Consider the following 24730-nt stretch of genomic DNA (forward strand, 5'->3'; position numbering starts at 1 on the left):
CATGCCCGAATGTGATCTGCTGATTCGCGGCGCACTCCTGATCGATGGCAGTGGTGCAGCCGCTCGTGAAAGCGCCGTCGCCGTACATGGCGGGCGCATCGCAAGCGTCGACGCAGACAGTACATGGAGCGCGAACAACACGGTCGACGCAAAAGGACTCGTGCTGTCACCGGGGTTCATTGACACACATACCCACGACGACACCAGCGTCGTCGAAACGCCATCCATGCTGCCGAAGCTGACACAGGGCGTCACTACGGTGGTCGTTGGTAATTGTGGCATCAGCCCATCGCCTGTGCTACCGGCGAACCCCTTGCCCGATCCGATGGAGCTACTTGGAAAACCGGCGATGATGCAATATCGCAGCTTCGCGGATTACATTCATGCGGTCAATGAGGCCAACCCATCCGTAAATGTCATGGCATTGGTTGGTCACACAACATTACGTGCAAATCATCTTGACCGGCTGGACCGAACGGCTACAAGCAACGAAATCAGCGCGATGCGTGCACAACTGCAGGACGCACTTGAACATGGCGCCCTTGGACTGAGCACAGGTCTTGCCTATCTCTCAGCATATTCTGCGACGCTGGAAGAAGTGCTTGGCGTGGCCGAGCCACTCAGTAATGCAGGCGCCATGTACGCGACACATATGCGTAGCGAGACCGCTGCCATCCTGGATGCAATGGAAGAAAGCTTCGCTGTAGGTCGCGCATCGCGACCGGTGCCTGTATTGATCTCACATTTGAAATGCGCAGGCCCTGACAACTGGGGTCGCACCACCGATGTTCTTGCACTGCTGGATAAGGCGCGCGCAAAGCAAACGGTGCATTGCGACTGCTACCCATACACCGCCAGCAGCAGCATGCTTGATCTTCGCCAAGTGGACGAGCGCATTGAGATTCGCATCACCTGGAGCGAGCCGCATCCAGAGGTTTCCGGTAAAACGCTTGCAGATATAGCAGCAAAGTGGAACAAGACACAACTGGAAGTTGCGAAAGCATTGATGCCTGCAGGTGCGATCTACCACAACATGTCGCCAGATGATGTAAAACGTGTTCTGCGTCATCCTGCAGTTATGGTGGGCAGCGATGGCCTTCCGCATGATCCGCGTCCGCATCCACGTTTGTGGGGAACGTTCCCACGAGTCCTCGGATACTACAGCCGCGAGGAACAACTCTTCGATCTTCCCACTGCTGTTCATAAGATGACCGGACTCTCGGCACAGACACTTGGACTGCGTGATCGCGGCTTGATTCGTGAAGGATTTGCAGCGGATCTTGTTCTCTTTGATCCTGAAACTGTGCGCGACGCGGCAACATGGACAGATTCAACACAGCCCAGCATCGGTATTCGTCATGTGTGGGTAAACGGAACAGCTTCCATCACCAACGGAACAGTGACAACACAACGCGGGGGCAAGTTCCTACCGCGGCAATCACATGCAGCATGAATTATTTGCAACAGGAGAAGCTATGAGCATCAAGCGTTACGGAGTAGAAGGCGGCAAAGGACAGGGCGGTTCCCATATGCCTTTCGCGCGAGCTGTGGAAGCAAATGGATGGCTGTTCGTCAGCGGCCAGGTTCCAATGGTGAACGGCGAAGTCATCGTGGGCAACGTTGTTGCGCAGTCGCATCAGGCCATCAAGAACATGTTGGCCATTGTGGAAGAAGCTGGTTACGGTCCGGAGCACATCGTCCGCTGCGGCGTGTGGCTGGACGATGCACGCGACTTCGCCGCATTCAACGGCGTTTTCCGCCAGTACTTTGGCGAAAATCCCCCGGCACGCGCCTGCGTGGAAACAAAGATGGTGGTGGATTGCAAAGTTGAGATCGACTGCGTCGCTTATAAGGATCCCGCCAAGTAAAGGATGATGACCGACACCCACTCGATCTTTCTACTCAGCACTGCAGCGATCTCGATCATTGTGTTGATCGTGCTCATCGTGTGGGTGCGGTTAAATCCATTTCTTACGCTTGTCCTGTGCTCTATTGGACTGGCCGTCACCTCGGGCATGGCGCTGCCCAAAGTTGTCACTTCCTTTGAGACTGGCTTGGGTAACACTCTTGGGCATGTTGCGATCGTGGTAGCGCTTGGCACCATGCTCGGAAAGATGCTGGCGGAGTCAGGCGCTGCGGAACGTATTGCACAAAGCCTGGTGGATGCCTTTGGACCGCGCCATGTTCCGTGGGCCATGCTGTGCGCAGGCATTCTCGTTGGCATCCCTGTCTTCTTTGAAGTTGCACTCGTTTTGTTGATGCCACTTGCTTATAACGTGGCGCAAAAGACAGGGCGCTCTCTTGTCACCACATTGCTCCCCATGGCCGCAGGCGTTGCCATGGTGCATGGTCTTCTTCCACCGCATCCTGCAGCGCTGATGGCTGCAACGGCATTTCAAGCGGACCTCGGAAAAACCATCGGGTGGGCACTACTCGTAGGCATCCCCGCTGCAATTCTGGCTGGCCCCATCTGGTCAGGCTTCATCTCAAAACACATTGCAGCACCGCAACACACTGCTTTAAGCGATGAATTTACCCACGCCGATAAGCAGCGCCAGCTTCCATCCTTTCTCACCAGCGTCTCGATGATCCTTCTTCCGGTACTGCTGATGTTGATTGGTAGCTGGGCAGATAAATTTACCGCCGTTGGAAGCCAAGCGAATCTCATCGTTCATTTCCTTGGCAATGCAGACGTAGCCCTTCTAATCGCAACGCTTCTGAGCCTGTACCAGCTTGGTTTGCGCCGCGGCTTCACACGCGATCAGTTACTTCGCTTCACGAACGAGTGCCTTGCACCAACCGCCACGGTGACATTGCTGGTTGGTGCAGGTGGTGGCTTCGGCCGCGTACTCATAGACAGCGGTGTCAGTAATGTAATGCTTGCCTATGCTTTAAAGACGCACGTTCCACTGCTTCTACTGGCATGGTTGCTCGCAACGTTTATCCGCCTTGCAACAGGTTCCACGACGGTCGCCATGGCAACCGCTAGCAGCATCGTGGCACCGATGGCTCTCGCGATGTCTGGAGTGCGGCCGGAGTTTCTGGCCATTGCCACGGGCGCTGGAGCCACTGGATTTTCGCACGTGAACGACGGCGGCTTTTGGCTCGTCAAGGAATACAGCGGCATGTCCGTTGCAGATACGTTGAAGTCTTGGACGGTTGTAGAAACGATCTTATCTCTGGTCGCTTTCGGCGGAGTCTGCCTGCTGCAATTCGTTCTGTAGACAGTTCACTCAAAGACAAACAATGCGGGCGGCAAGATATGTATCCTGCCGCCCGCATTGTTTGTACCGCTAGTTTTAGAAAAGCAACTTCGCTGCAAACTGCAACTGTCGCGGAGTATTGCTTTGCGAACTGATCTGGCCAAACTGTGCGTTGGAAAGGTTCGTCACAGGAGAACCAAATACAACCTGGTTAAGCGCGTTGAATGCCTCGCCACGAATCTGTAGCTTGAGATCGTTCTTCAATGTGAAGTTCTTGAAGAGCGAGAAATCTACGTTTTCGTAGGAAGGCGCGCGGAGATTGCTAATGGTGCGCGGAGAGTTACCAAAGGTGAATGCCGCAGGCTGAGAGAAAGCTGCTGCATTGATGTAAGCGCCATTGGCCTTATGATTCGCAGTACCCAAACGCTGTGAGATGGGACCGTGCGTGCGTGGATCCTGCCCAGTAAGGTTCGGACGCAACACATTTCCGCCTGCCTGCGAAGTATCCTGCGTTGTAATTGCAAGCGGGAATCCACTCTGTTGGGTGTAGATGCCATTCGCCTGCCAGCCGCCAAGGAACGCATCCACAAAAGGATTCCAGTTGCCACCGAAGTGCTTCCCTCGACCAAACGGAAGCTCGTACACGCCACTGATGGTCAGCTTATGAGAAACATCGTTGGCTGATACGGCACGGTCACCCGCAGGGTTGTAAATATCCTGTATGCCACCGGCCTGGTTACCAACGTTTGAGATATTCGAGTAGTTATCAAACAGCTTGGAACCTGTGAATGCCAGCAGCAACGTGAGTCCATGCGCTGCGCGCTTGGTCACCTTCAACTGGAACGAATCGTACTGGCTGAAGCCACCTGTTGGGTAGGATGCTTGCACCTGCACATACTGCGGGAACGGTGCCAGCAGATAGCGCCGCGCAATGGTCTGCGTGGAAAGCGTTCCGGTTGTGATCGTACCGTAGAAGGGATTCGCAACGGATTGTTGTAATCCTGTGCCGTACTGCTGAACGACTGAGATGGGAAGCTGATTCAACAGAAAGTCGTTCTCGCCAGCACGATTCAGATGTACACCATGACTTCCCACATAAGCTGCTTCCACTAACACGGACCATGGCAACTGATGCTGCACATCCAGGTCATAGCTCTGGGTATAGCCCACCCTGTTGTCGCCAGCCAGAGGAGTTTCAAAGGTCTGCCCAACCGCCGTAGACAGTCCCTGCGAACTGCCAACAGGCTTAGCGATGCCGTTTGGGAAAGGATTGCTCAGCGTTGCACCAGAGAGCGTTACGTTACCCGGAACCGCGTCAAACGTGGTTGAAGCACTGAAGCCCACGTTGCCAATGGTCGCAGCAGCGGCTCGCATTGATGGATTGAAATAAATGCCATAGGCACCGCGAATAGCGGTCTTCGAATCCACCTGATAGGCAAAGCCGAAACGGGGCGACCAATCCTTCCAGCGAGGCTCAAACTGACGACGGCTGGCACCGTTCACACCCACAAACCTTAAACCACCCTTGGCTCCCGAATAAACAGATGTCAAAGGAGACGCTGCATTGGGATCGAAAACTTCCATGCGATCATGACGCTCCGTACGCGGGATCTCCACGTCCCAACGCAGTCCCAGATTCAGGGTCAGCTTCGAATTCGCCTTCCAGTCATCCTGTATGTAACCGGCATAGTAAAAACTCTGCGTTGCGCCATCTTTGCTGTTGATTGTCATTGTGCCGGTGCCAAGTCCCAATAGGAAGCTGGCAAAGCCATCTCCACCCACAGCGTTATTTGGATTCTGCTGCGTGTGCGTCTTCGGGAACGAGAAGCCACCGACAGAGTTGCCGGACTCCGTATCATTTGCCCGCATAAGACGTCCTTCTCCACCAAACTTCAGAACGTGATTGCCCGTGACTTTTGTAATGTTCACGCCCAGCAGGTGTGCTTCATATCCGGCGTGACGCGTGGTTCCCTGCCCGGCGCTTCCCAACGCCTGATAGTTTGCGGGGGAAATTCCAGGAAATTGCAGATGGTCAGCATTCGCGGAAACATATCCGGGCATGCCGAGATTTGCCGAAGGATCGAATCCATCACTGACCGAGCGGAAGTCCAGTGCCACGCGCGAGTAGCCGTAGCGTGCTTCGAATACCAACGTGGGCGATTGCGTACGCGTGTAATCCACGGCGACTGAGTTGGAATTCTGTGGCTGCTGTCCTGCGTTGTTCTGCGCAACGGCAATCGACGGATCTTCGAACAACGTCGCCGGTTGTGAAAGACGTCGACCGGAATAGCGTGCGAATATGCTGTTTCGATCATTGAAGACTTGATCGACCTTCGCGTCATAGGTGTTGATGTTGACCTGATTCACGCCCGTCGCAAAGTAATTGTTCGCTCCATAGGCAGCATTCGGGATATTTGGAACGGGCCAGTACTTCACAATGTTTTGCGCTACTGGGTCCAAGCGCGTCTTCGGAATGACGTTCCTTGCGAAAGCAGTACGCGTATAACCTCCGCTGCTTGCGGCTACGGTCGTGGTCGGATCGTAGATCACAGGAATGCCACTCGCCGAGAAATCGCCGCTGCGCTCAGCGACTGTGGGTACCACCATGTTGGTCGATGTCCCCGTTCCCTGCCTCAGACCTTCGTACGAGAACAGGAAGAAGGTTTTGTCGCGTCCGTTGTACAGGTGCGGGATCACCACAGGAGCCTGGATGCTCCCACCAAACTGATTTCGCGTGAACTGCGGAAGTGCCCGATTATTCAGCTTGCTGAACCAGTCGTTGGCATCCATTGCCGAGTTACGCACAAAGTCATACAAGCTGCCGTGTGGCTTGTTCGTACCCGATTTGAGGATCAGGTTAATGATGCCGCTGCCACTACGACCAAACTCGGCGCTATAGCCGTTCGTCAGCACTTTGAATTCGTCCACGGCATCCACGGACGGGAATACAGCAAAGCCGTTGATCGGATTGGCAAGAGGAGGCGATGCTGGAATGCCGTCCACCAGAATGTCAGCGCTGCCTGGGCGGCCACCGTTGATAGAGATGTTGGATGAGTTATAGGCAGTTCCCACACTCCCCACCGCCCCCGGTAGTAAGAAGACCAGTGCGTAAGGATTGCGCTGGTTCAGCGGCAGGTTCACAATGCTCCGGTTCTCTACCAAACCAGAGATCGCACCGGTGGATGTCTCGATCTGCGGGACATCAGCCTGAACCTCAACCGTCTCAGAAGCCGAACCAATTTGAAGCGGGACCTGGATGTCAGCGATCTGGCTCACCGTCAGAGTGATGCCAGTACGCTGGTTCGTCTTGAAACCCGCAGCGGTAATCGACAGCGTGTACGGACCGCCGGGTTCCAAAGAAGCGAAGACGAATCGGCCGTTTTCGTCGGTATGCGCCTCCGTAACAACGTTGGTGGAAGTGTTGACCACCTTCACCTGCGCATTGGCAATGGGTGCGCCCGCAGGATCCTGAACCGTTCCACGCAAAGAAGCTGTGACGACCTGTGCCGCAGAAGGAAACGCCGTCACAGCAGCAAGTCCAATCGGCAAGACCAAAGAGAAAGAAAGAACGGAGTTCGAAAGCGCCCTGCCTGCGTTGCGCCTGGAAAAAGCAGAATTACGGCGATACATGATGTTTGACCTCGAAAAAGAGTGATGGCTGGGGATCGAAATAAATTTCGTGTCGATCTTTGTCGGATTTCAAAAGCCCAACGAATCTAACGAGCCATAGCAGCAACCGGAAAGGTCAAACCTGCCATGACACGGTGCGTGTCACCGTGCATTGGCTGCGTTTTCTTGGATTTTTAAGGAAAAAGAGGGCGTTCTTGTGTCTAGCGACAACAGTGTGAGAAGCTGCGATGCACGGGATGGAGGAGGGAAAACATCGCTGTCTGTGAGTAGAGAAATGATACCCGAAACCAACCCGCCGCAATCGCACGCGGTGCAAAACGGCAACACTCCTGATCCTCGCGCAGAGGAGCTGGACCGCATTGTCCACAGCGAAACGTTTTCCAAATCACCGCGATTGGCAGCACTGCTCAAACACATTTGCGACCGTACATGGGCTGGGCACACGGATGAGTTAAGCGAACAACAGATTGGCATCCACTTCTTTCATCGTCCACCAGGATTCAATGCGGGCGAAGACGCTATCGTTCGCGGCAGCGCGCGCCATCTGCGCAAGCGTCTGGATCTGTATTACGAAACCGAGGGAAAACGTAACCCCACGCGAATTTGGGTTCCCAAAGGTGGCTACGTAGCCAAGTTTGAAGATGCCGCATCTCCGCCCGAGCCGGCTGTATCCGCACAGGAAGTAACAGAACCACATTCAATCCAAATCCTTCCCAAGGCGGTTAAGAAGATCTGGCTCTGGTCAACAGTTTCCTTTCTGCTCATCGCCATCGTCGGATTTTTTCTATGGCATCATGCCCGGCAGACACAGGCAGAACGCGACTATGGATCATTGATCCTATGGAAAACACTCTTTCAGGGAAACCGTCGCACGGTTATTGTTGCGGGTGACGCCGCGCTGAATCTGTACACCGCATACATGCACCGGCCGGTCCCCCTCCTTACGTACATGGAACAGCGCTATCAAAACGATCCTGCCATTCTGGCGGTTTCCCCCGAAGGCCCAGGGTTACTCTCCCGAGTAAATGCGGCCACCATGGCCGACCTGAAACTCACTTCGGAGCTGGTTCGCATCCCTTATCGTCTCGATCTTCCCATTCCTGATAAGGACGTGGAGGTCCGTTACGCGCGCGATGTGAACCAGGGCGATTTACAGGGCGCTAACCTTATCCTGCTGGGCACTTCCACATTCAACCCATGGGCTTCCATTTACGACACAAACCTGGACTTTCATCTGGATCGCGGCTATGAGCACTACACTTTTCAAGTGGTGAACCGCGCTCCCAGAAAAGGCGAAGCCGCAGTCATCAACAAAACGGAAACCCAGGCACTGACCACAGTAGCACTGACAGAGACACCCAGTGGCAATGAACATGTCCTGCTGCTCGGTGGCTCCACCATGGGCAGCGTGTATGCCGCGGAACACTTTCTTTTCACGCAACGTATGTGGCAACCCATCCTTAATGCTGCCACCATCAACGGGAGGCTCCACGGCTTTGAAGTCGTGTTGAGAAGCGACTTCGTGAAAGATGAAGTCAGTAATACACAGGTCATCGCTTACCATGTTCACTAGCTTTCACCCGTGACACGAGAAACAATACGGTGACAGCACCGTGCTAAATACTCATTACAAAAGGTTTATGATTTTTCATTTCTTTCGATGTCCATTGCGCTGACTTAGAGCCATATGCGATAACCGCTATCGCTGAGAACACACATTCAATTTCGCTGTGAATCATCCAGCGAAAATACTTGGCTTGGAAAGGCATGACATGGATTCGATTGGCAAGCAGTTTGATAGGCGACAGTTTGTACAGGGAGGCGCGGCGGCAGCCTTGGGAGCAGCAGTAGCGCCAAACCTCGCACGGGCACTTCCTACAGATGAGGAAGCAGCTGCGAAAGATGGCAAGAAACCAAACTTGATCTTCCTTTACACGGAAGGGCAACGTTGGGACTGCCTCAGCAGCGCGGGTCATCCTCTGCTGAAAACGCCTAACATGGATCGCATTGCGCACGAAGGCGTGAAGTTTGAGAATGCCTTCTGCACAAATGCACTGTGTGCTCCGGCACGCGCCTCAGCCATGACCGGCATGTGGTCACGCTCGACCGGCGCCTTGGACAACAAGACGGTCAACACGCCGCTGCCGTCTGACATCCCCGTATTTACCGATTACCTGCTCGAAGCCGGTTACGAAACCTGTGTCGTTGGCAAGGTGCACATGCGCAACGGCATGAAAGAAAAACACTGGGACTACTACCTGGGCGTAAATGCTCCAGCCACCAACTACTACAAGCCGAAGATGGCCGAAGGCAAGAATGGCAAGATCGGCCCTGTGCAGGTGTGGAATGAAGGATACTGCGACGACTTCGTCACAGACCGGGTACTTGATTGGTTGAAGCAACCTCGTGAAAAGCCATTTGCGCTGCTCCTCTGGTACATGACGCCGCATGCGCCGTACTTCCGTGCGCGTCGCCATCTTGATCTGTACAACGGAGTTAAAATCCCAAAGCCAGCATCCTTCGATGACGACCTCAAGGGATATCCCGGCAAGCCAACTCCGTTTAAGACGGCGGACAACAAGATCGGCACCACAGACACAGGCGATGCTGTTCGTTCCATTGAAGAGTTATGCAAGGACTACTACTCTGGCCTTGTTGCCATCGACGAGAACGTGGGCCGTATCTTCAAGCATCTGGACGACACCAAGGCCATGGACGACACGGCCATCATCCACAGTTCTGACCATGGTTATCTTTTGGGGGAATGGCGTCTCTTCGACAAGCGTCTGATGCACGAACCGTCCATCCGCGTCCCTATGGCCATTCGTTATCCCAACCGCGTGAAGGCCGGAGGAGTAAAGCAGGAAATGGTGCTGGACGTGGACATCGCTCCCACCGTCATGGATCTGGTTGGCCTACCGATTCCCAAGCAGTTCCAGGGGCGCTCCATGCTGGACGTTGTCGACAATAAGGGCCCGGCATGGCGCAAGGAGTGGCTTTATGACTATTACGAATTTCCAGGCGCGGAAAATGTAGCACCGCATCGTGGCGTGCGCACGGATACACACAAATTCATCCAGTGGTACACACAGTCGCCACAAGAGTTTGAGCTCTACGATCTCAAGAACGATCCCAATGAGGCGCACAACCTCTATGGCGATCCGAAGCACGCAGCAGTGCAGAAAGACCTTGAGACCCGATTGGAGAAGCTGTTGACCGAAATTCCTGAAAGAAAAGCCTAGAAGAAATACAAAGAAAAGCCGCAGGATCTGATTCGATCCGGCGGCTTTTTCATGCGGGCCATAGCACGGGTTTATTCCCCTTCGTGCGTGACCTGGATCCCAATGGAAGCCGTCTGCCGTGTGGGCTTTTCAGCAAGCAGCTTCTCGATGGTGGCCGTAAACTCTGCTTTCAGCTCATCATTAAACTTGCCGCTCGCAGGAGAGGCGAAGCCCGAATGTACTGACTTCACAAGACCGTCACGTCCGATGAAAAGCGTCGCAGGCCATGTGTTTAGGTTGACCGCCTGCGGCACCTTCTCCCACATCTCTGCGGGCGCTCCTGCAATGAGATAGGTGTAGTTCACACCATACTGCTTCACAAAAGCTTTCTCGCGCTCCAGGCCGCCTTGCTGCTCCGGCTCCTCAAAATCCAGTGCAACAATCGCCAGTCCTTTGTCCCTGTACTTCTTGTCCAACTGAACAAGATACTGCGCCTCATCGTGGCAGTTCGGGCACCATGTACCGGTAACAACCGCGACAACCACTTTGTCCTTAAAGCGCGGATCGTCTTCGGAAATGAGCTTTCCATTCACATCGGGAAAGTTGAACGCGAACGTCTCATTCTGATCACGAACGGTTGTATGCGTGCTGTAATTCTCGGGCTGCGGTAGCCCCTTTGCACGCGCCACATCTTCCCGATAAGCAATAAGCTTCGGCGTGTAACGGCTATCGACAGGCGGCTCTTCCCCATAGGCCTTTGCGCTCGCGGTTGTGGCAACTGCCGTCTTCTGCACAGAGGGCTTCGAACCTGGATTCTGTTCTACAGCAAGCGTGCCGTCAGCCTGTGGTGTCACTTCAATCACTCCCGGACGCGAACCATCAAAATGGCTTAAGCGCCACTTACCATCGTGATATGTCCCGGTATACGCCCCAGTATCTCCGTCAACGCGAAGGATCGTAGCCGCAACCTCTGCGCCTCTCTGCTCCACGATGAAGTGGAAAGCCTTTTCACCCTTCGACGAAGGTGTTTCCAGCGGCAGGATATAAGATCCACCAATCTGTGGCACGTTCGAGACATCCACCTTCTCATCCACATGACGCGTGGCCCTGAACTGATAAGCCGCAGTCGAAGCACGGTTCTGCGTGGAGACATCGCCTGCGAGCTGATCGCCGTTCAACTTCGCATGGATAGCCGTGAGATAGTGATCGATGTTGAGCGTCAGCTCGTTGTTCGCAAACGATCCGCCAGTCGTACTGTCGAACGGTTCAAATCCGTTGTAGAAAGTACCTTTCACATTGTTCCCGCTGCCGGAAATGTCCAGCCGGAATGGCACCGTTTCTCCATTCGGACGAACCAGCGCTGCATCCCATCGACCATCAATGGCTTTTGTTGCGTTTTGTGCCAACGCTGCGGTTGTGCCCAGTCCTGCCAAGGCAATCGCAACACCTGTGTATTTCAGCATCGTCTTCATAGTGACCTCGCGAGTGGTTGATACAACGTGGTGTGTCTTAGCCATGGACATGGCTCGAGCCAACTGGCTGAGCCGCAATTCGCAGGCGCCTGGATTGTGCGTAGCTCCGCCATTCGTCCGGCAGCCCACGCTTTGTAGCCAGCAGAATTTCCAATGCCGCACGCTTTGCTTCAGGGCTTATGCCCGCAAAGTCCTGGCTCTGGTCTTCGCCGGTCAACACTTGAAATAGCCGGTGATACACATACCCCTTCGCCGGCTCTGGAATGTTGTCAAACGATTCTGTGTAGATGAGGTAACTGCACGGATAGAGGAAGGTATGCACCTTCAAATCAAAATCACGTAGGGAACGACCTCTTGAATCCCGCGGCCCGTGTGCAGCGAAATCGCGCGCAAAGTCTGATTTCGCATCCGCCTCAAAACCAAAGCCTGAAAGAGACGCTTCGTTTGCGAATACGAGATAACGCACCAATTGTTCTGCTGGACGCTCATATTGCTGGCGAGCGCTCTCTGGTAAAGAAGCGGCGTCAACAGTCTTGCCACCGTTCGCTTTTGCAGCCTGGAACTCTGCAATACGAGCACGATAGTTTGTAAGCGTGATCAGGTTATGCGCCTGCGTTTGATGTGCCAGCACCAGATGCGCAACAACATCACTGTCCGCAGTGAGATAACTTTTTTTGTCGAACTTCGCAGCGATGGGCGTCAGCTTCTCATCGCCAGCGCTATCACCATCCGGCACAACAGCATTGCCAATGGACAGATCGGGCGCGGCACTAAACTTCCCCGTCACATACCATCCGCCCCAACGATTCTTGATCTCGCTTTCCTGGTCTGTAATGAAGGATCGTGTGCTGGTTGCCTGTGTTCCAGTGGACGTCGGATAAATGGAGCGCAACAAGACACCCGGAACGCCGCGAGTTCCCGCAGCAATATGGCATTGAGTGCAATCAAGTTCAGCGCGCTCAAACTTCGGCTTCTCTACCTGGTGTTCGTCTAACAAGTAGAAAATCGCTCCCTGCATCGGATCAAAGGAAACAACTTCAATCGCCTTTCCTTCGTGAACCTGACCGATGTAAACATCGTCATTGAAGTACAGCGCACGAGGATGCTCGGGCGAGATTTTCTTGTACTGAAAACTCGTTTTGGAAAACACAAGCGTCTGCGAATCAACCGGAATATTCAGCTCTTTGAGTACCGAGCGAAGATATCCATGCTCAGGTTCATAGCTCAACTTCGCTTCCCCGTTATCAAGGCGCTGCTGCAGCTTTGCTACCGGATCACTAAGATTGTCGGAACGGTAGTTGATGGGTGCGTCACTAAAAGGAACATATCCCTGATTCTTAACCGCGATCTGCGCCTTCGATAGCAACAACGCTCCACCTGCAATCACGAGTGGCATCAGGATGCTGCGCTGCACGCGTCTACCAACAGATTGTTTGTTATTCATGTCCGTCCTGCCTTTCATCTCGCAGACTCTGATCCAGCAAAAGAAAATCCACCCCTGGCTGATGCCGAGGTGGATTTCAAACTGCAGGGTGCAAAATTGCAGCCAGCAGAAAGCCCGCTCCAGCATAAGCTGACGAGCGGGCAGTAGCGTTATGCTTGCGCAGCACTTTATGGTGCGCTCAATGCACTTCCCCTCTCGTCATTCGTGTTGTGGATGAAACAACAACCTTTGTTCATATCGATCCCTGCGTTTCAGCTGAAACAAGCTTAAGAAGCACTTACTTTCGCGACCACATGAATGGTTCGCGGCGGCATGCATGTTGTGTCACTGCACATCTGAAACCGGACAGCGAGTGGGATCTCGCCTGATCCTTGATTAGAGGATTTCACCGGAATATTCAGAAGAAACGTTCCGGTGTAGTACTCCGTATCAAGATTGAAACTCGCATCATGATGCTGAATGGGATTACTGCCTGTGATCACACCGTCTAGCGAGAAAGGCGCTCCTTGATCTACGCGGATCACCAGTGGCAACGGACCGCCAGGCGACTGTTTCGTCGAGTACACGTGCCATCCGTTCTCCACATCAGCATGCAATGCGACAACGTACTCTCCCGCATGCGCTGCAGGTTTTGCCGAAGCACTCCACTGCACGCTCCCCGGCCTTTGCGCGGTAGCGCCGACTGCCGAAATTAAAAGCAATGCCAGGGCTGAAAATACTTTTTTCATCTCATTCACTTCCCTTCAAACTGCGGCGGATGCATTTGTCCAAGATGGCAATTCCCGCATGTAATAGGCGGCGAATACTGCCGATCCCCTAACGCTCCCAGATACTTCTCGTTAATGTCCTGAGTCATTCGCATCATCGCCCTCGCTGTCTCTTTCCTCGGGTTCTCATCAGATGCATAGTTAATCTGTTTCGAGTCAGGATCCTGGTCATGGCAGAAGCTGCAATCAACTCCAAGGTCTTTCTGCATCTGAGCCATGCGTGTGTAGACATCCGGAAGCGATGAGGTCTTAGGTAACACCTTCAGGTTCGTTGGCTTTGGTAGCACTGAGGTTTGGGGGGCCGGCCCACTTTCCGCATGGACATATGTGACCGCCCCCTTCGCCACAAACAAAATACTCAGCACACCTGCAATAAACCACGGGCTCTTAAGCAACTGCATCACTGCGCCTTCACAACCTGACCACGGATCTCACCACCAGGGTTTGCCGATGTATGCAGATTGAAGTACCACTTACCATCCAGAAGATCCTTCGCCTGATCCGCCGTCACATTAGCAGTACCGTCAACAGGACTATCAAACGGTGCTTTGACTGGAACCTGCGGCTTCGCGTTAGTCCCCGGCGCTGCAGGGCCGTGAAAGTGTGCAGCCACTACTGGCCCCGTCAATCCCTGATACTCCACGTGATACTTCAACGTATTCGTATCGGTATCCAGCGTTGCGGTTAGCGTTCCTGTCCCAGTAACCTGTTTAGCGGGGACTTCTTCTCCACCAGTCAGTGCTGCCTTCAGCTTGATGGACTCTGCATGCAGTGAAAGCGACGCAAATCCGATTGCAACCGTTGCCGCCAATACCTGAATCTTCTTCATCCTGCTCTCCTTAATCATTTGTTTTGTTCACTAATCGAATGGCGCCGCGGATTTCGCCCTGTGGATGCTTCTCTGTCGTCACATTGAAATACCAACGTCCCGCCAGCAGTTCCTGTTCTTCTTCCTGATCAAGCCATGCAGTTCCCGTCACCAGCCTTGCGTCTGGCCGTGGAGCTGCAACAGTAGCCAAGCCGACTCGGTCAATCGCAGCAGCAGAAAAGAACTTCGCATTCGTCGCTGGTCCGGAAAGGTTGAGAAAACGCGCGTTAAATCGCAGCACATGGGTTTCAGGATCATACGTGCCAGCTACATCTCCGCTGGCTGGCTCGCTATTGCTTGGCAGAGCAACTGCACCATCCAGATCAGCCTTAAATGCATACACTCTCGCAAGTGGCACCGGAACCGAGTGGAAGTCTTTCTTTCTTCCGCTTGCCGAAGCTGAATTCGCGATTAGCATAAGGGCGAAAACCACGATAAATATGGAAAATCGTTGAGTCGATAACATGAAATCACCCGCACAGTGCAATGCCAAAGCCATGAACCGCTATAAGACCTGCGACCGCTCAAATGCGGGAACAAGTGGCATTCATTTGAAGAGTGGGAAGCGAACTCGTAGGCGCACAGCGCTCTACCTATAGGTGAGAACCTATAGGGAGCAACAACAAAGCTGCGAGAAAGTACGCATGTGAAAAAAGATACTACATGCGTTGTAGATGTCAAGCCTACGAATTATGACAAGAGAATTGAAAAGATGAGTGCGAGCTTTCTGTCGTTTCCAAATTCAACTGCAACTGAAAGAAAACAAAGTTTTAGTGAATCAGCTTTGCAATAGCAAAGCCGATTCGCAAAAAACATCTTCTTGACTCCCAACAGGCGGATGTTTACTTTTACCTCATGCACATTGCTTCCAGACTGTGTTGTTGTTGCCGCTAACGCAGGCACCACACAGTCGTTTGTGCTGTCCGAACAGAACGGGCGCGTCTCACGACCAAACTTTCTGATCACACTTACAACCTGATTTAATACGGAGCCTTCGTCATGAAGCTTTCTGGACGCGTACTCGCATCCTCTTTGGCTGCTGTGTCTCTTCTGCAGTTCACACCTGCTCTGCTTGCACAAACCTCATCCGCGAAACTGACAACGGGTATTTGGCAGGGTGTGGCAAAAGTACGTGACACCGAAATTCCCATCACCATCCGCCTCACACGTAGCGGTTCAAAGTTGGAGGCTGCATTCCTTAACGGCCCTGCGGCAAATCCTGACGTATCTCCAGCAAGTTCAGTGACCCTCGATGGCAATCATCTGGTAGCGTCGTTTGATTATTTCGCGCGCACACTAGATGCCACTGTGGATGGTGACTCGTTGACAGGAACTTATGGCGCAACCCATCCGGGCAAGCGTCCCGCACCTCCTTCAACATTTACCGTAAAGCGTATTGCAAAGCTCTCTGATCCAAATGCATCTCCCAACGCTCCTAACATTTCCGGCTCGTGGGAGATTGCTACAAAGAGCAATAAGGGCGAAAGTGCATGGGAGCTGCGAGTAGACCCGACGACGGGAAAATCGCCCGTGATTAAAGCAGCCATTCAGCGCATTGACGGTGACACCGGGGGCCTATGGGGCACATGGAATGGAACAAGTTATGTGCTGGGACATTTCACCGCAGCGGGAGGCGCAGCTTATTCCGTAACACCGCAGGCAGATGGGACGCTCGTGGTGAAAAGCCTTCTTGGTGGCGTTCACGGATCATCGCCCGAATTCACTGCACATCGACCAGATGAAGCACGCAAGCTAAATCTGCCCGCCCCCACCGATACAACGCAGCAGACTTCGGTGAAAGACCCTAATGCCCCTCTTGTATTCAGCTTCCCTGACCTGAATGGCAGGGTTCTCTCGAACACCGATGCGCAGTTCCGCGGCAAAGTAGTCATTGTCGCAATTGGTGGATCCTGGTGCCCCAACTGCCATGATGAGGCAGGCCTTCTTGTAAACCTCTACAAGCGCTTTCACTCCAAAGGTCTTGAGATCGTGAACCTTGACTTTGAGCAGGGTGATCCAGAGACTGATACGTCTCGCCTGAAAGCGTTTATCCAGCACTACGGCATCACCTATCCCGTGCTTCTTGCTGGAACGACGGATCAGCTTAACGAAAAAATTCCACAGGGCGTCAATCTCAATTGCTGGCCTACTTCGTTTTTCGTTGGCCGCGACGGACTGGTAAAGGAAACACACGCAGGCTTCGCAGGCCCGGGCAATACTGCGGGGCACATCGCGCTGGAACACGAAGTTACAGCGCTGGTAGAGAAACTGCTTGCACAACCTGCTCCTAGCCAAAGCGCACAGCTGAATTAGATCAACGAAATGCACAAACGGCGGTCAGGGAATCGTGACCGCCACCTTACTATATACATGCAAAAAACCTGTAAATGCCCCCGCTTTGCACAGAGCGGGAGATGATCTCCTAAGAGAGAAACTCCGGATCTACTGGGATCTGAAGAGCGTTCGCAAGCGAATTGGTATGAGCCGCCATACTGACAACGGCAAGAAACTCTGCGTGCTGTTCCTCCGTAAGCCCCTTGGCACGCGCCGCAGCCGTATGCGAATGTGTGCAATAGGTACAGCTATTTATTGTGGAGACTGCGATATAGATCAATTCTTTTGTAAGTGGATCAAGCGTGCCAGGTTCGATCATTACCTTCTTCACACGCGCCCATGTCTGTTCCAAAAGATTTGGCTGATTAGCCAGCGCTCTCCAAAAGTTATTCACAAAATCTGATTTGCGCGTCGCGCGTATGTCATCAAACACAGCTTTGCATCTCGCATTCGCTGCAACATCATCATCTGTCCATAGCCTTACTGTAGCCACTCTTCCTGCCTCCAACCTGCTTATGCAGAATGACACAAAAAGATTTTAGCAAGCTTACGGCTTGTACTCTCCGGTTGTCGTTCCCTGCTTGATCCAGTCCTCATCCATCAGGACAGTTTTTATTCCCAGACGGCGGTACGTGTAACTTGCCATGATCTTCCCGTTGGGAAGCTGCAGGACTGCGGGATAGCTATATTCCATACGCTGCCCTTTGGGTAGCGGCACGTAGTTGTCTCGTGTTTCCAGGTCTCGAACATATCTCCACGTGAGACCACCATCGCTGGAGAGTGCAATCGACACAGGAACACGTTCACCAGACTGCGTTACGTGTCCGGGCTTATGTCCAGAAGTGTTGTTGAACACCATGACGATATTCCCATCGCGAAGCTTTGCTGCCTGGATCGAAGCATTGTTATTCGGTAGCGGCGTCGGTTCTGGAGCAGTCCAATTGCAGCCATCCGTGGACGTCGAACGATGAATGAAGTCTGCAAAACGGCTGCGATAAAACGCCACATAAGTCCCCGGTGCCTGCTTCACAATGCTCATCTGTACCATGCCTTCAGCCTTGGGAACGGCACACTCCTTCCACGTCTGTCCTTCATCCGCGCTCAACTTCACAACGGGATAGTTTGTCTCAGCACCCTTCGTAATGCCTGCGCTGGTTGAGTAATAGATAGGAAGCAGAAGTTCGTTGTGCTCACCACGAACAAACGGTTGACGCGTAAAAGCACCAGCCTCTGGAAAAAGAACGACCGGGACACTCCAGGTCTTACCGCCGTCTTTAGAAACGGATTTCAGCACCTGCGCATCAGCCTGCCCTTTGCCCGCAGTTTGAGCCGTATGCAGAATCCAAATCTCCCCGTTCGGAGCCTGATACGCAACAGGGTTTTGATAGGACTTGGCAGGATCATGATCAACGCGGACAGGCTTGCCCCAGGTCATCGAGCCCTTTGGCAAAATCGAAATAACAATAGCGACATCTGATTGCCCTTCGGCAGTACCCGAAAACCAAACGCAGAGAAGATCACCGTTCTTCAACCGGAGCAGATTCGAGGCATGAGAAGAAGCAAACAATTCCGGGAGGAAAGCCGATTTAACTCCAGGCAGATTCTTGTCAGGAGACAGCTTCGCAGAAAGACCATCAGGAGCTTCCATTGCTGTCGGTTCTGGTCTATTCGTCTGGCTACTTCCGGCCATACCGAATGAAGCCAACAACATACCCGCAGCAATCTGACGCATCTTCATCTCGGCGCACTCCACTTCATCATTATCTAGACCGCAACATCGTATCCGTACGGTCTCGCTCGTGGAACACGGAGGATCATTAACCTGTAATCTCCGCTCTTGAGAATGAATAGTGGATAGAACCACTCACAGCGTGAAAGTATCCGTGATGCAGTGGCCCTTTGACATTGTTCATTGGGCACGTTCGATCAAATTTTTGAGGGATTTCTCTGTGTTGAAAGCAAGTTTCGCCTTCCTATTCGTCCTAAGCACCGGTTGTCTCTTTGCCCAATCGCCTCAAGCTTCGTATCGACCCGCACCTTCCCTTTCCGCAGCTCCAGGCAAGATCGTGGTCATCTCCCATCGCGGAGAGCATCTCCATCACCCTGAAAACACACTCGCTGCGTTTCGTGCCGCCGCCGATGCTGGCGCAGATTATATTGAGCTGGACGTGCGTACGACCGCTGACGGCAAGCTGATTCTGATGCACGACAAAACGCTTGACAGAACAACCAATGGCACAGGCGATGTAAAGAACAACTCCTTCGACGAAATCCGCTCACTGGATGCGGGCATTAAGTTTTCGCCAACTTTCGCTGGAACCAAAGTACCTACCTTCGACGAAGCTCTTGATCTCGCGCACAACAAAATCAACGTCTATGTTGATACAAAAGATGCCGATCCAAAGCAGCTTGTGGATACGATCGTGCGACACGGTATGCAGGATCATGTGATCATCTACGGCAATCCATTTCTGCTGTACGACGTGCATAAAATTCTGCCAACCCTGCGTCTGATGCCCGAGGCACAGAATGCTGATGTCAGCCGCTTCCTTCTGCACTCCATGCCAATTTCCGTCCTCGCATTCGATAACAGTGACTTCCAAACACCCGTGATCCAGGTTGCAAAAGAAGCGCACGTGCGGGTCTTCGTGGATCGCCTTGATGAAGCAGACACACCCGAGTTTTGGCAGAAAGCGATTGACGAAGGCGCCGATGGCATTCAGACAAACCGTCCAGAGGCACTGGCCACATATCTTCGCCAACACGACTTGGCAACGCATTAGTTCTCTTGAAATCAAGAAACAAAAGCGTGCGAGACATCATTTCTAACGTTAAGCAATCACGGATATTTTCACGTTCGAGAATGACGAAGGTGAATTGCAGAGCGCGCCCAAGTCAGGATGTGGTCTGCCATCTCTCGTTTCGAAGTACGCGGTACAACTTGCTCTTCCTGTTGAGAAAGCAAAATGCCTTCATTTACATCAGCTTCAAATCCACTGTCTGAGTGAGAAACATCATTCGCGACTATAAGATCCGCACCCTTTGTGCGCAGCTTTCGCCTTCCCTCGTCGAGTACATTCTCTGTCTCAGCAGCAAACCCGATGACGATTGTGCCTGCACTCCGCTGCTCAACAACCTGACGGAGAATGTCTCGATTCGCTTCTAGCTCCAACGTGAGAGACTCTTTCTTCTTAAGCTTCTCCGGTGCCGGACACACCACTCGGTAGTCTGAAACTGCAGCAGCCATAATAACGATGGATGCATCTGGCAAACGTGCAAGCACAACAGATTCCATTTCTTCTGCTGTCGTCACTTGGATTGATTCACACTGCGATGGCACTGACGCAGTCATGAAGGCACCTACAAAAATAACTTTTGCTCCGCGTTCCAGTGCGGTTTCGGCAAGTGCTACTCCCATCTTTCCGCTGGAACGATTCCCAATGAATCGAACGGGGTCAATAGGCTCGCGGGTTCCTCCAGCAGTGATAAGGATTGTTTCGCCAATAAGATCCTTGGCTCGCTTCACCACGCTGAAGACGCGATCCGCAATGACATCTGGCTCAGCGAGTCGTCCAGCACCGACCATTCCACAAGCGAGTTCACCACTCTCCGGTGCAACGACTTGTACGCCACGTTGTCGAAGCACCTCCACATTTGCTTGCGTTGCTGGATGATCCCACATATGACGATTCATCGCTGGCGCAACCACGATGGGAATCGTTCCGGCCAAAGCGGTTGCAGATAAGAAATCATCTGCAAAGCCATGCGCCATTTTGACGAGCATGTTTGCCGTAGCCGGAGCAACAACCAACACATCCGCATCCTGTGTCACCTGAATGTGTTCGATATTAAAGTTCTGCCCATCGTCAGTAGAAGCAGGCTGCCATAGCGATGTCATCACCTGCGAACCACTCAGTGCTGCAAAAGTGAGCGGCGTGACAAATCGCTCAGCATTCGCCGTCATCACAACCTGGACCGTCGCGCCACGACGCTGGAACTCGCGGAGAAGTTCAGCGGCTTTGTAGGCTGCGATTCCTCCACACACTCCAAGGATGATTTTCATATGCTCGCCTCGTTGATTCGCAACGTGCAATTGTCGATCAAGCGAGTGGTGCCGATCCATGCGGCTACCGCAACAAGAGTTGCAGCAGGTAGTGTATCCTCTTCCAACATCTCAAGTGTGCGTGGATTAAGCAGCTCTGCGTAATCGACTTTCAATAGACCGGAATGCGTAAGCTCCCTGCGAAGCACCTCGCGTATCACTTGGGTCCGATGCTCTCCTTGCCGCACAACATCTGCAACCAAGCGAAGAGAGCGTGAAAGCGTCTCAGCTTCAACGCGTTCTTGTTCGTTGAGATAACGATTTCTGGAACTCATCGCTAAGCCACCAGGTTCGCGAACTGTTGGGCACACAATAAGATTCAGATTAAAGTTCAGATCGCGCACCATTTTACGAAGGACAGCAACCTGCACAGCATCCTTCTCTCCAAAGAAGGCGCAATCTGGTTGAACGATATTGAAGAGCTTCGCCACCACAGTGGCAACACCACGAAAATGCCCGGGCCGAGATGCACCATCTAGCCGCCCACCCGTCACAGGAACATCCACAACGGTTTCCGTCGTCTGCGGATACATATCCTCAGGAGAAGGCGCAAAGAGAAAATCAACGCCTTCCTGTTCCAGCAACAAACAGTCCTGCTGGAATGTGCGGGGATAGCGTGCGAGATCTTCTGTAGGGCCAAACTGTAACGGGTTCACGAAGATACTGGCCACGGTGCGATCACAGTGTTGTCGCGAAGCACGGACCAACGAAAGGTGCCCCTCATGCAGCGCGCCCATTGTTGGCACCAGGCCAACAGACTGTTGCACAGCCCCTCGTTGATAGTTTTTACAGGCAGCACGCATTTCCAATGGTGATGAAATTATTTGCATGCTGACACTTCCGTTTGCTCCGCAGAAGCGCCGTATCTTTCAGCAGCTACTTCAGCTTTAGGCATGTGATAACTCTCACGATCATTAGGAAACGTTCTTGCCACCACAGCATCGCGAAAGTCGCGGATTCCTTGCTCCATCAACAAACGCCCATCTCCAAAGGAACGTACAAACTTCGGCTTCCGCATGTAAGACAGAGAGAACAAGTCATGGAACACGAGAATCTGGCCGTCGCAATCGGGACCTGCGCCAATCCCAATTGTTGGGATGGAAACAGAATCGGTGATTTGAGCTGCGAGTTCTCTAGGAATGCCTTCGAGCACCAATGCAATCGCGCCAGCTTCTTCGAGCGCATTTGCGTCCTCGCGCAGGCGCTTTGCAGCAGTCTCTGAAAGACCTTGCACGCGATAGCCGCCCATGCGATGAACTGACTGCGGAGTCAAACCAATATGTCCAACCACAGGTATTTCTGCCTGTGTTAATGCCTTCACTTGAGGAGCATAAGCGATCCCACCCTCCAGCTTGACGGCCTCACTTCCGCATTCTTTGAAGAAACGCAATCCATTTCGCACTGCATCTTCAGCCGACACCTGATAGCTGCCATAGGGCATGTCCACAACAAGAAGCGCTCGCTGCGTTCCTCGTCGCACAGCACGAGCATGATGCAACATGTCGTCCATGGTGACGCAGAGTGTATTGTCGTATCCAAGAACAGCCGTGCCTACGGAATCGCCCACAAGAATCATGTCGATTCCTGCTTCATCCGCCAGACGAGCTGTTGGATAGTCGTAAGCGGTAAGTGCTGTAAGGGGGGTTAAAGCGCGCTTGCTTTGCAGCAGCGTTTGCGGCGTGACCTTTGTCACAGCCACGGGACGCAGAGCATCCCTGATCTCTGTTTGACTCATTTCTACTCCAGTGCCACTCCGTCACATGTGCGGATGCAGCCCGTACGGTAAGTATAGCCGTCGGCTCAAGGAGGACTCAAAGCACCGCCGATATGGAGTCTTTTGCATGCACGTCTTACACTGAACTTGGCAGGCGACCGCTCATGATGAACGGCGACGAGCTGGAGGGTTATGGAAGTAAGCGTGAAGATGATGAAGGCCAAGTTGCACCGTGCAACGGTGACACAATCGGATCTTCATTACGAGGGCAGCATCGGCATCGATACGGATCTTCTGGATCAATCAGGAATTCTGGTGAACGAAGCCGTACATGTGTGGAACGTAAACACCGGTCATCGGTGGGAAACATATGCCATCCCCATGCCTGCAGGCACGGGGCAGATCCAGGTGAATGGTGCCGCGGCAAGACTGGCACACGTAGGCGATGTTGTCATCATCGCGGCATTCTCGTGGATGCCGGAAAGCACTGCCAAGACACATGCGCCCCAAGTTGTTCTTTTGGATGAGGACAACAAACCGCTTCCCAATCAATAACGAATCAGCATCCATCCAACGTGGATCAATACATGGAGCCGGCAACCTGCTCTGCAATGGCTTGCATGACTGCCTCTGAGCCTACTTCGCTTCCTTGCCAATGGATCGTGGCTAAGGACGGGCGCTTGAATCGCAACAGCATGAGCCGGTTGCGGACATATGCCACGACTCGATCTTCGACTCCACCGTTACTCTCTGAAGAGCATGCGATCGCTTGATTTCCCACTCCGATCAACGAATGGGATGCGCCAGGACAGGAAGATCGGATGGCATTAGCATAATCCTTCTTTGGATTTGCCACTGTCGTGACCGTAATCCGTAGGATCGATCGTTGGTCATGTGTTGAGAACTCGCACATTCCATCTGGTCGCGGATCGCTTGCAGAATATGGTGCTTGTGGCGATTTTGCTGCATCTAGCGGTGGTGGCAAGATGGTGACGCGCATAGCCACGTCTTCTCCCAAAGCACCGCTGGCAGTTGCATGATTCAGCCACGGACATGATTGCGCACCAGCTACATGGACAAATACCACGAAGAGCATGAGGGCGAACCAGCGAACAGGGTGCATTAGTGCGTACTCTCCATGGGTGTTTCCGTCACAGCACTGCCATCTGCAGCATGGATGTGATGCAGGCTGGAGTGGACGTGCCACGGGATGCTCTCGGTAGAAATCTCGGGATGCATCCTCAGATAATCCTGCGAGTATGTCGGTGCTCCGGGATCGGTCTTCTTGAGAGCGAACAGTGATCCCTGCAGCTTTGCACTGTCTTTCATGCCGCTGCGGCGATACAACAATGACAAGTTGTAGTGCGCGGCCACATCATCAGGATCAATGTTTTGCAGTGCCTGGAACTGTTCCATAGCAGCCTTCTGATCCCCCGACTGATAGTACGAAATGCCCAGTTCTCTTCTCGCGTCAACGGACCGCGGATATTGCGCGACCACCTGTTTTAGGTCAGCGATCTCCTGTGACGTATTGCCGTCACGACGTTCCACAAGTGCAAGGTAATAAAGTGCGCGCGCATTTCCGGGATTTAGTTCCAATGCCGTTTCCAGTGCGGCCCGCGCTGGAACAAATTTTTCCCACTGGATGTTAGTGAGTGCCATGTTGGTATAGCCATCTGCATCATTCGAATGCAGTTTTATTGCTTCACGGAAGGCATTGAGCGCATCGCCATACTGCAGTTGATCCAGCAACGCGATACCGAGATTGTTCCACCGCATCCACGTGGGATTATCGCCTGCAGTCGCACGCTCCGGAGAATTGTTTCCTATAGCGAGAACGCGCGTGCGCGAAGCGATTTCGACTACGGGCAATTCCTTGTAGCCGCTTCCCTTCCCGAAGACATTATCGGTATAGCTATGACGAAGGTGCCGGTAGTTGACACGTGCTGTGATGGAAACTCCCTGCTTCACGTCG

At 53.0% G+C, this 24730-nt stretch carries 21 protein-coding genes; 8 read left to right on the forward strand and 13 right to left on the reverse strand.

The window, feature by feature from the left end:
• Position 1: 1 nt before the first annotated feature.
• Genes JAO32_RS18075 through JAO32_RS18085 form a run of 3 tightly spaced genes read left to right on the forward strand, consistent with a single transcriptional unit; the run spans position 2 to position 3224 of the window.
• A complete protein-coding gene (locus JAO32_RS18075; protein ID WP_334242985.1) occupies positions 2–1453 on the forward strand; it encodes an N-acyl-D-amino-acid deacylase family protein in 1452 nt (483 codons plus the stop codon).
• 22 nt (positions 1454–1475) lie between these two features.
• Positions 1476–1868 (forward strand): RidA family protein, encoded by a 393-nt coding sequence (locus JAO32_RS18080; RefSeq protein WP_334242988.1) that lies wholly within the window; start codon positions 1476–1478, stop codon positions 1866–1868.
• Between the two features lie 3 nt (positions 1869–1871).
• Positions 1872–3224, forward strand: a complete 1353-nt coding sequence (locus JAO32_RS18085) for a GntT/GntP/DsdX family permease (RefSeq protein WP_334242989.1) — start codon at positions 1872–1874, stop codon at positions 3222–3224.
• 75 nt (positions 3225–3299) lie between these two features.
• Here the strand turns inward: JAO32_RS18085 and JAO32_RS18090 are convergent, their stop codons facing one another.
• A complete protein-coding gene (locus JAO32_RS18090) occupies positions 3300–6833 on the reverse strand; it encodes a TonB-dependent receptor (RefSeq protein ID WP_334242991.1) in 3534 nt (1177 codons plus the stop codon).
• Positions 6834–7107: 274 nt separating this feature from the next.
• On the opposite strand from JAO32_RS18090, the gene JAO32_RS18095 reads away from it, so the two are divergent.
• Together JAO32_RS18095 and JAO32_RS18100 are read left to right on the forward strand one after the other, a co-directional pair.
• Complete coding sequence (locus JAO32_RS18095) at positions 7108–8406, forward strand: hypothetical protein (RefSeq protein ID WP_334242993.1); 1299 nt, start codon at positions 7108–7110, stop codon at positions 8404–8406.
• Positions 8407–8605: 199 nt separating this feature from the next.
• The gene (locus JAO32_RS18100) at positions 8606–10075 is read left to right on the forward strand and encodes a sulfatase family protein (protein WP_334242995.1); all 1470 of its coding nucleotides are present in this window, start codon (positions 8606–8608) and stop codon (positions 10073–10075) included.
• 71 nt (positions 10076–10146) lie between these two features.
• Here the strand turns inward: JAO32_RS18100 and JAO32_RS18105 are convergent, their stop codons facing one another.
• The 6 genes from JAO32_RS18105 to JAO32_RS18130 all read right to left on the reverse strand — a co-directional run bounded on the left by JAO32_RS18105 (position 10147) and on the right by JAO32_RS18130 (position 15104).
• The gene (locus JAO32_RS18105) at positions 10147–11571 is read right to left on the reverse strand and encodes a peroxiredoxin family protein (RefSeq protein ID WP_334242997.1); all 1425 of its coding nucleotides are present in this window, start codon (positions 11569–11571) and stop codon (positions 10147–10149) included.
• Positions 11564–12970 (reverse strand): hypothetical protein, encoded by a 1407-nt coding sequence (locus JAO32_RS18110; RefSeq protein WP_334242998.1) that lies wholly within the window; start codon positions 12968–12970, stop codon positions 11564–11566. Before JAO32_RS18110 ends, JAO32_RS18105 begins: the two co-directional genes overlap by 8 nt.
• A gap of 266 nt (positions 12971–13236) precedes the next feature.
• Complete coding sequence (locus JAO32_RS18115) at positions 13237–13698, reverse strand: protein-disulfide reductase DsbD N-terminal domain-containing protein (RefSeq protein ID WP_334243001.1); 462 nt, start codon at positions 13696–13698, stop codon at positions 13237–13239.
• A gap of 5 nt (positions 13699–13703) precedes the next feature.
• On the reverse strand, positions 13704–14138 hold the full coding sequence (locus JAO32_RS18120) for a c-type cytochrome (protein ID WP_334243003.1): 435 nt from the start codon (positions 14136–14138) through the stop codon (positions 13704–13706).
• Positions 14138–14566: a CHRD domain-containing protein gene (locus tag JAO32_RS18125; RefSeq protein ID WP_334243004.1), complete on the reverse strand. Its 429-nt coding sequence runs from the start codon at positions 14564–14566 to the stop codon at positions 14138–14140. Before JAO32_RS18125 ends, JAO32_RS18120 begins: the two co-directional genes overlap by 1 nt.
• A gap of 10 nt (positions 14567–14576) precedes the next feature.
• A complete protein-coding gene (locus tag JAO32_RS18130) occupies positions 14577–15104 on the reverse strand; it encodes a CHRD domain-containing protein (RefSeq protein WP_334243006.1) in 528 nt (175 codons plus the stop codon).
• Positions 15105–15604: 500 nt separating this feature from the next.
• On the opposite strand from JAO32_RS18130, the gene JAO32_RS18135 reads away from it, so the two are divergent.
• On the forward strand, positions 15605–16918 hold the full coding sequence (locus JAO32_RS18135) for a TlpA disulfide reductase family protein (RefSeq protein ID WP_334243008.1): 1314 nt from the start codon (positions 15605–15607) through the stop codon (positions 16916–16918).
• A gap of 109 nt (positions 16919–17027) precedes the next feature.
• Here JAO32_RS18135 and JAO32_RS18140 read toward each other — a convergent pair whose 3' ends face one another.
• Positions 17028–17432, reverse strand: a complete 405-nt coding sequence (locus JAO32_RS18140) for a carboxymuconolactone decarboxylase family protein (protein WP_334243010.1) — start codon at positions 17430–17432, stop codon at positions 17028–17030.
• 54 nt (positions 17433–17486) lie between these two features.
• The gene (locus tag JAO32_RS18145) at positions 17487–18677 is read right to left on the reverse strand and encodes a sialidase family protein (RefSeq protein WP_334243012.1); all 1191 of its coding nucleotides are present in this window, start codon (positions 18675–18677) and stop codon (positions 17487–17489) included.
• Positions 18678–18825: 148 nt separating this feature from the next.
• Here JAO32_RS18145 and JAO32_RS18150 point away from each other — a divergent pair, with 148 nt between their 5' ends.
• Positions 18826–19722 (forward strand): glycerophosphodiester phosphodiesterase family protein, encoded by an 897-nt coding sequence (locus JAO32_RS18150; RefSeq protein WP_334243014.1) that lies wholly within the window; start codon positions 18826–18828, stop codon positions 19720–19722.
• 68 nt (positions 19723–19790) lie between these two features.
• Here JAO32_RS18150 and coaBC read toward each other — a convergent pair whose 3' ends face one another.
• Genes coaBC through panB form a run of 3 tightly spaced genes read right to left on the reverse strand, consistent with a single transcriptional unit; the run spans position 19791 to position 22776 of the window.
• Positions 19791–21062, reverse strand: coding sequence for a bifunctional phosphopantothenoylcysteine decarboxylase/phosphopantothenate--cysteine ligase CoaBC (gene coaBC / locus JAO32_RS18155; protein ID WP_334243016.1), 1272 nt, complete (start codon positions 21060–21062; stop codon positions 19791–19793).
• The gene (panC, locus tag JAO32_RS18160; protein WP_334243018.1) at positions 20999–21871 is read right to left on the reverse strand and encodes a pantoate--beta-alanine ligase; all 873 of its coding nucleotides are present in this window, start codon (positions 21869–21871) and stop codon (positions 20999–21001) included. The genes coaBC and panC overlap by 64 nt, the downstream gene beginning before the upstream one ends.
• Complete coding sequence (gene panB / locus JAO32_RS18165) at positions 21862–22776, reverse strand: 3-methyl-2-oxobutanoate hydroxymethyltransferase (protein ID WP_334243020.1); 915 nt, start codon at positions 22774–22776, stop codon at positions 21862–21864. Before panB ends, panC begins: the two co-directional genes overlap by 10 nt.
• A 171-nt stretch (positions 22777–22947) precedes the next feature.
• On the opposite strand from panB, the gene panD reads away from it, so the two are divergent.
• Complete coding sequence (panD, locus tag JAO32_RS18170) at positions 22948–23310, forward strand: aspartate 1-decarboxylase (RefSeq protein ID WP_334243022.1); 363 nt, start codon at positions 22948–22950, stop codon at positions 23308–23310.
• A gap of 567 nt (positions 23311–23877) precedes the next feature.
• Here panD and JAO32_RS18175 read toward each other — a convergent pair.
• Positions 23878–24730: tetratricopeptide repeat protein (locus JAO32_RS18175; RefSeq protein ID WP_334243024.1), on the reverse strand; the 853-nt coding region annotated here is incomplete at its 5' end.

The organism is Terriglobus sp. ADX1, from assembly GCF_036877645.1.
Taxonomy (GTDB): domain Bacteria; phylum Acidobacteriota; class Terriglobia; order Terriglobales; family Acidobacteriaceae; genus Terriglobus.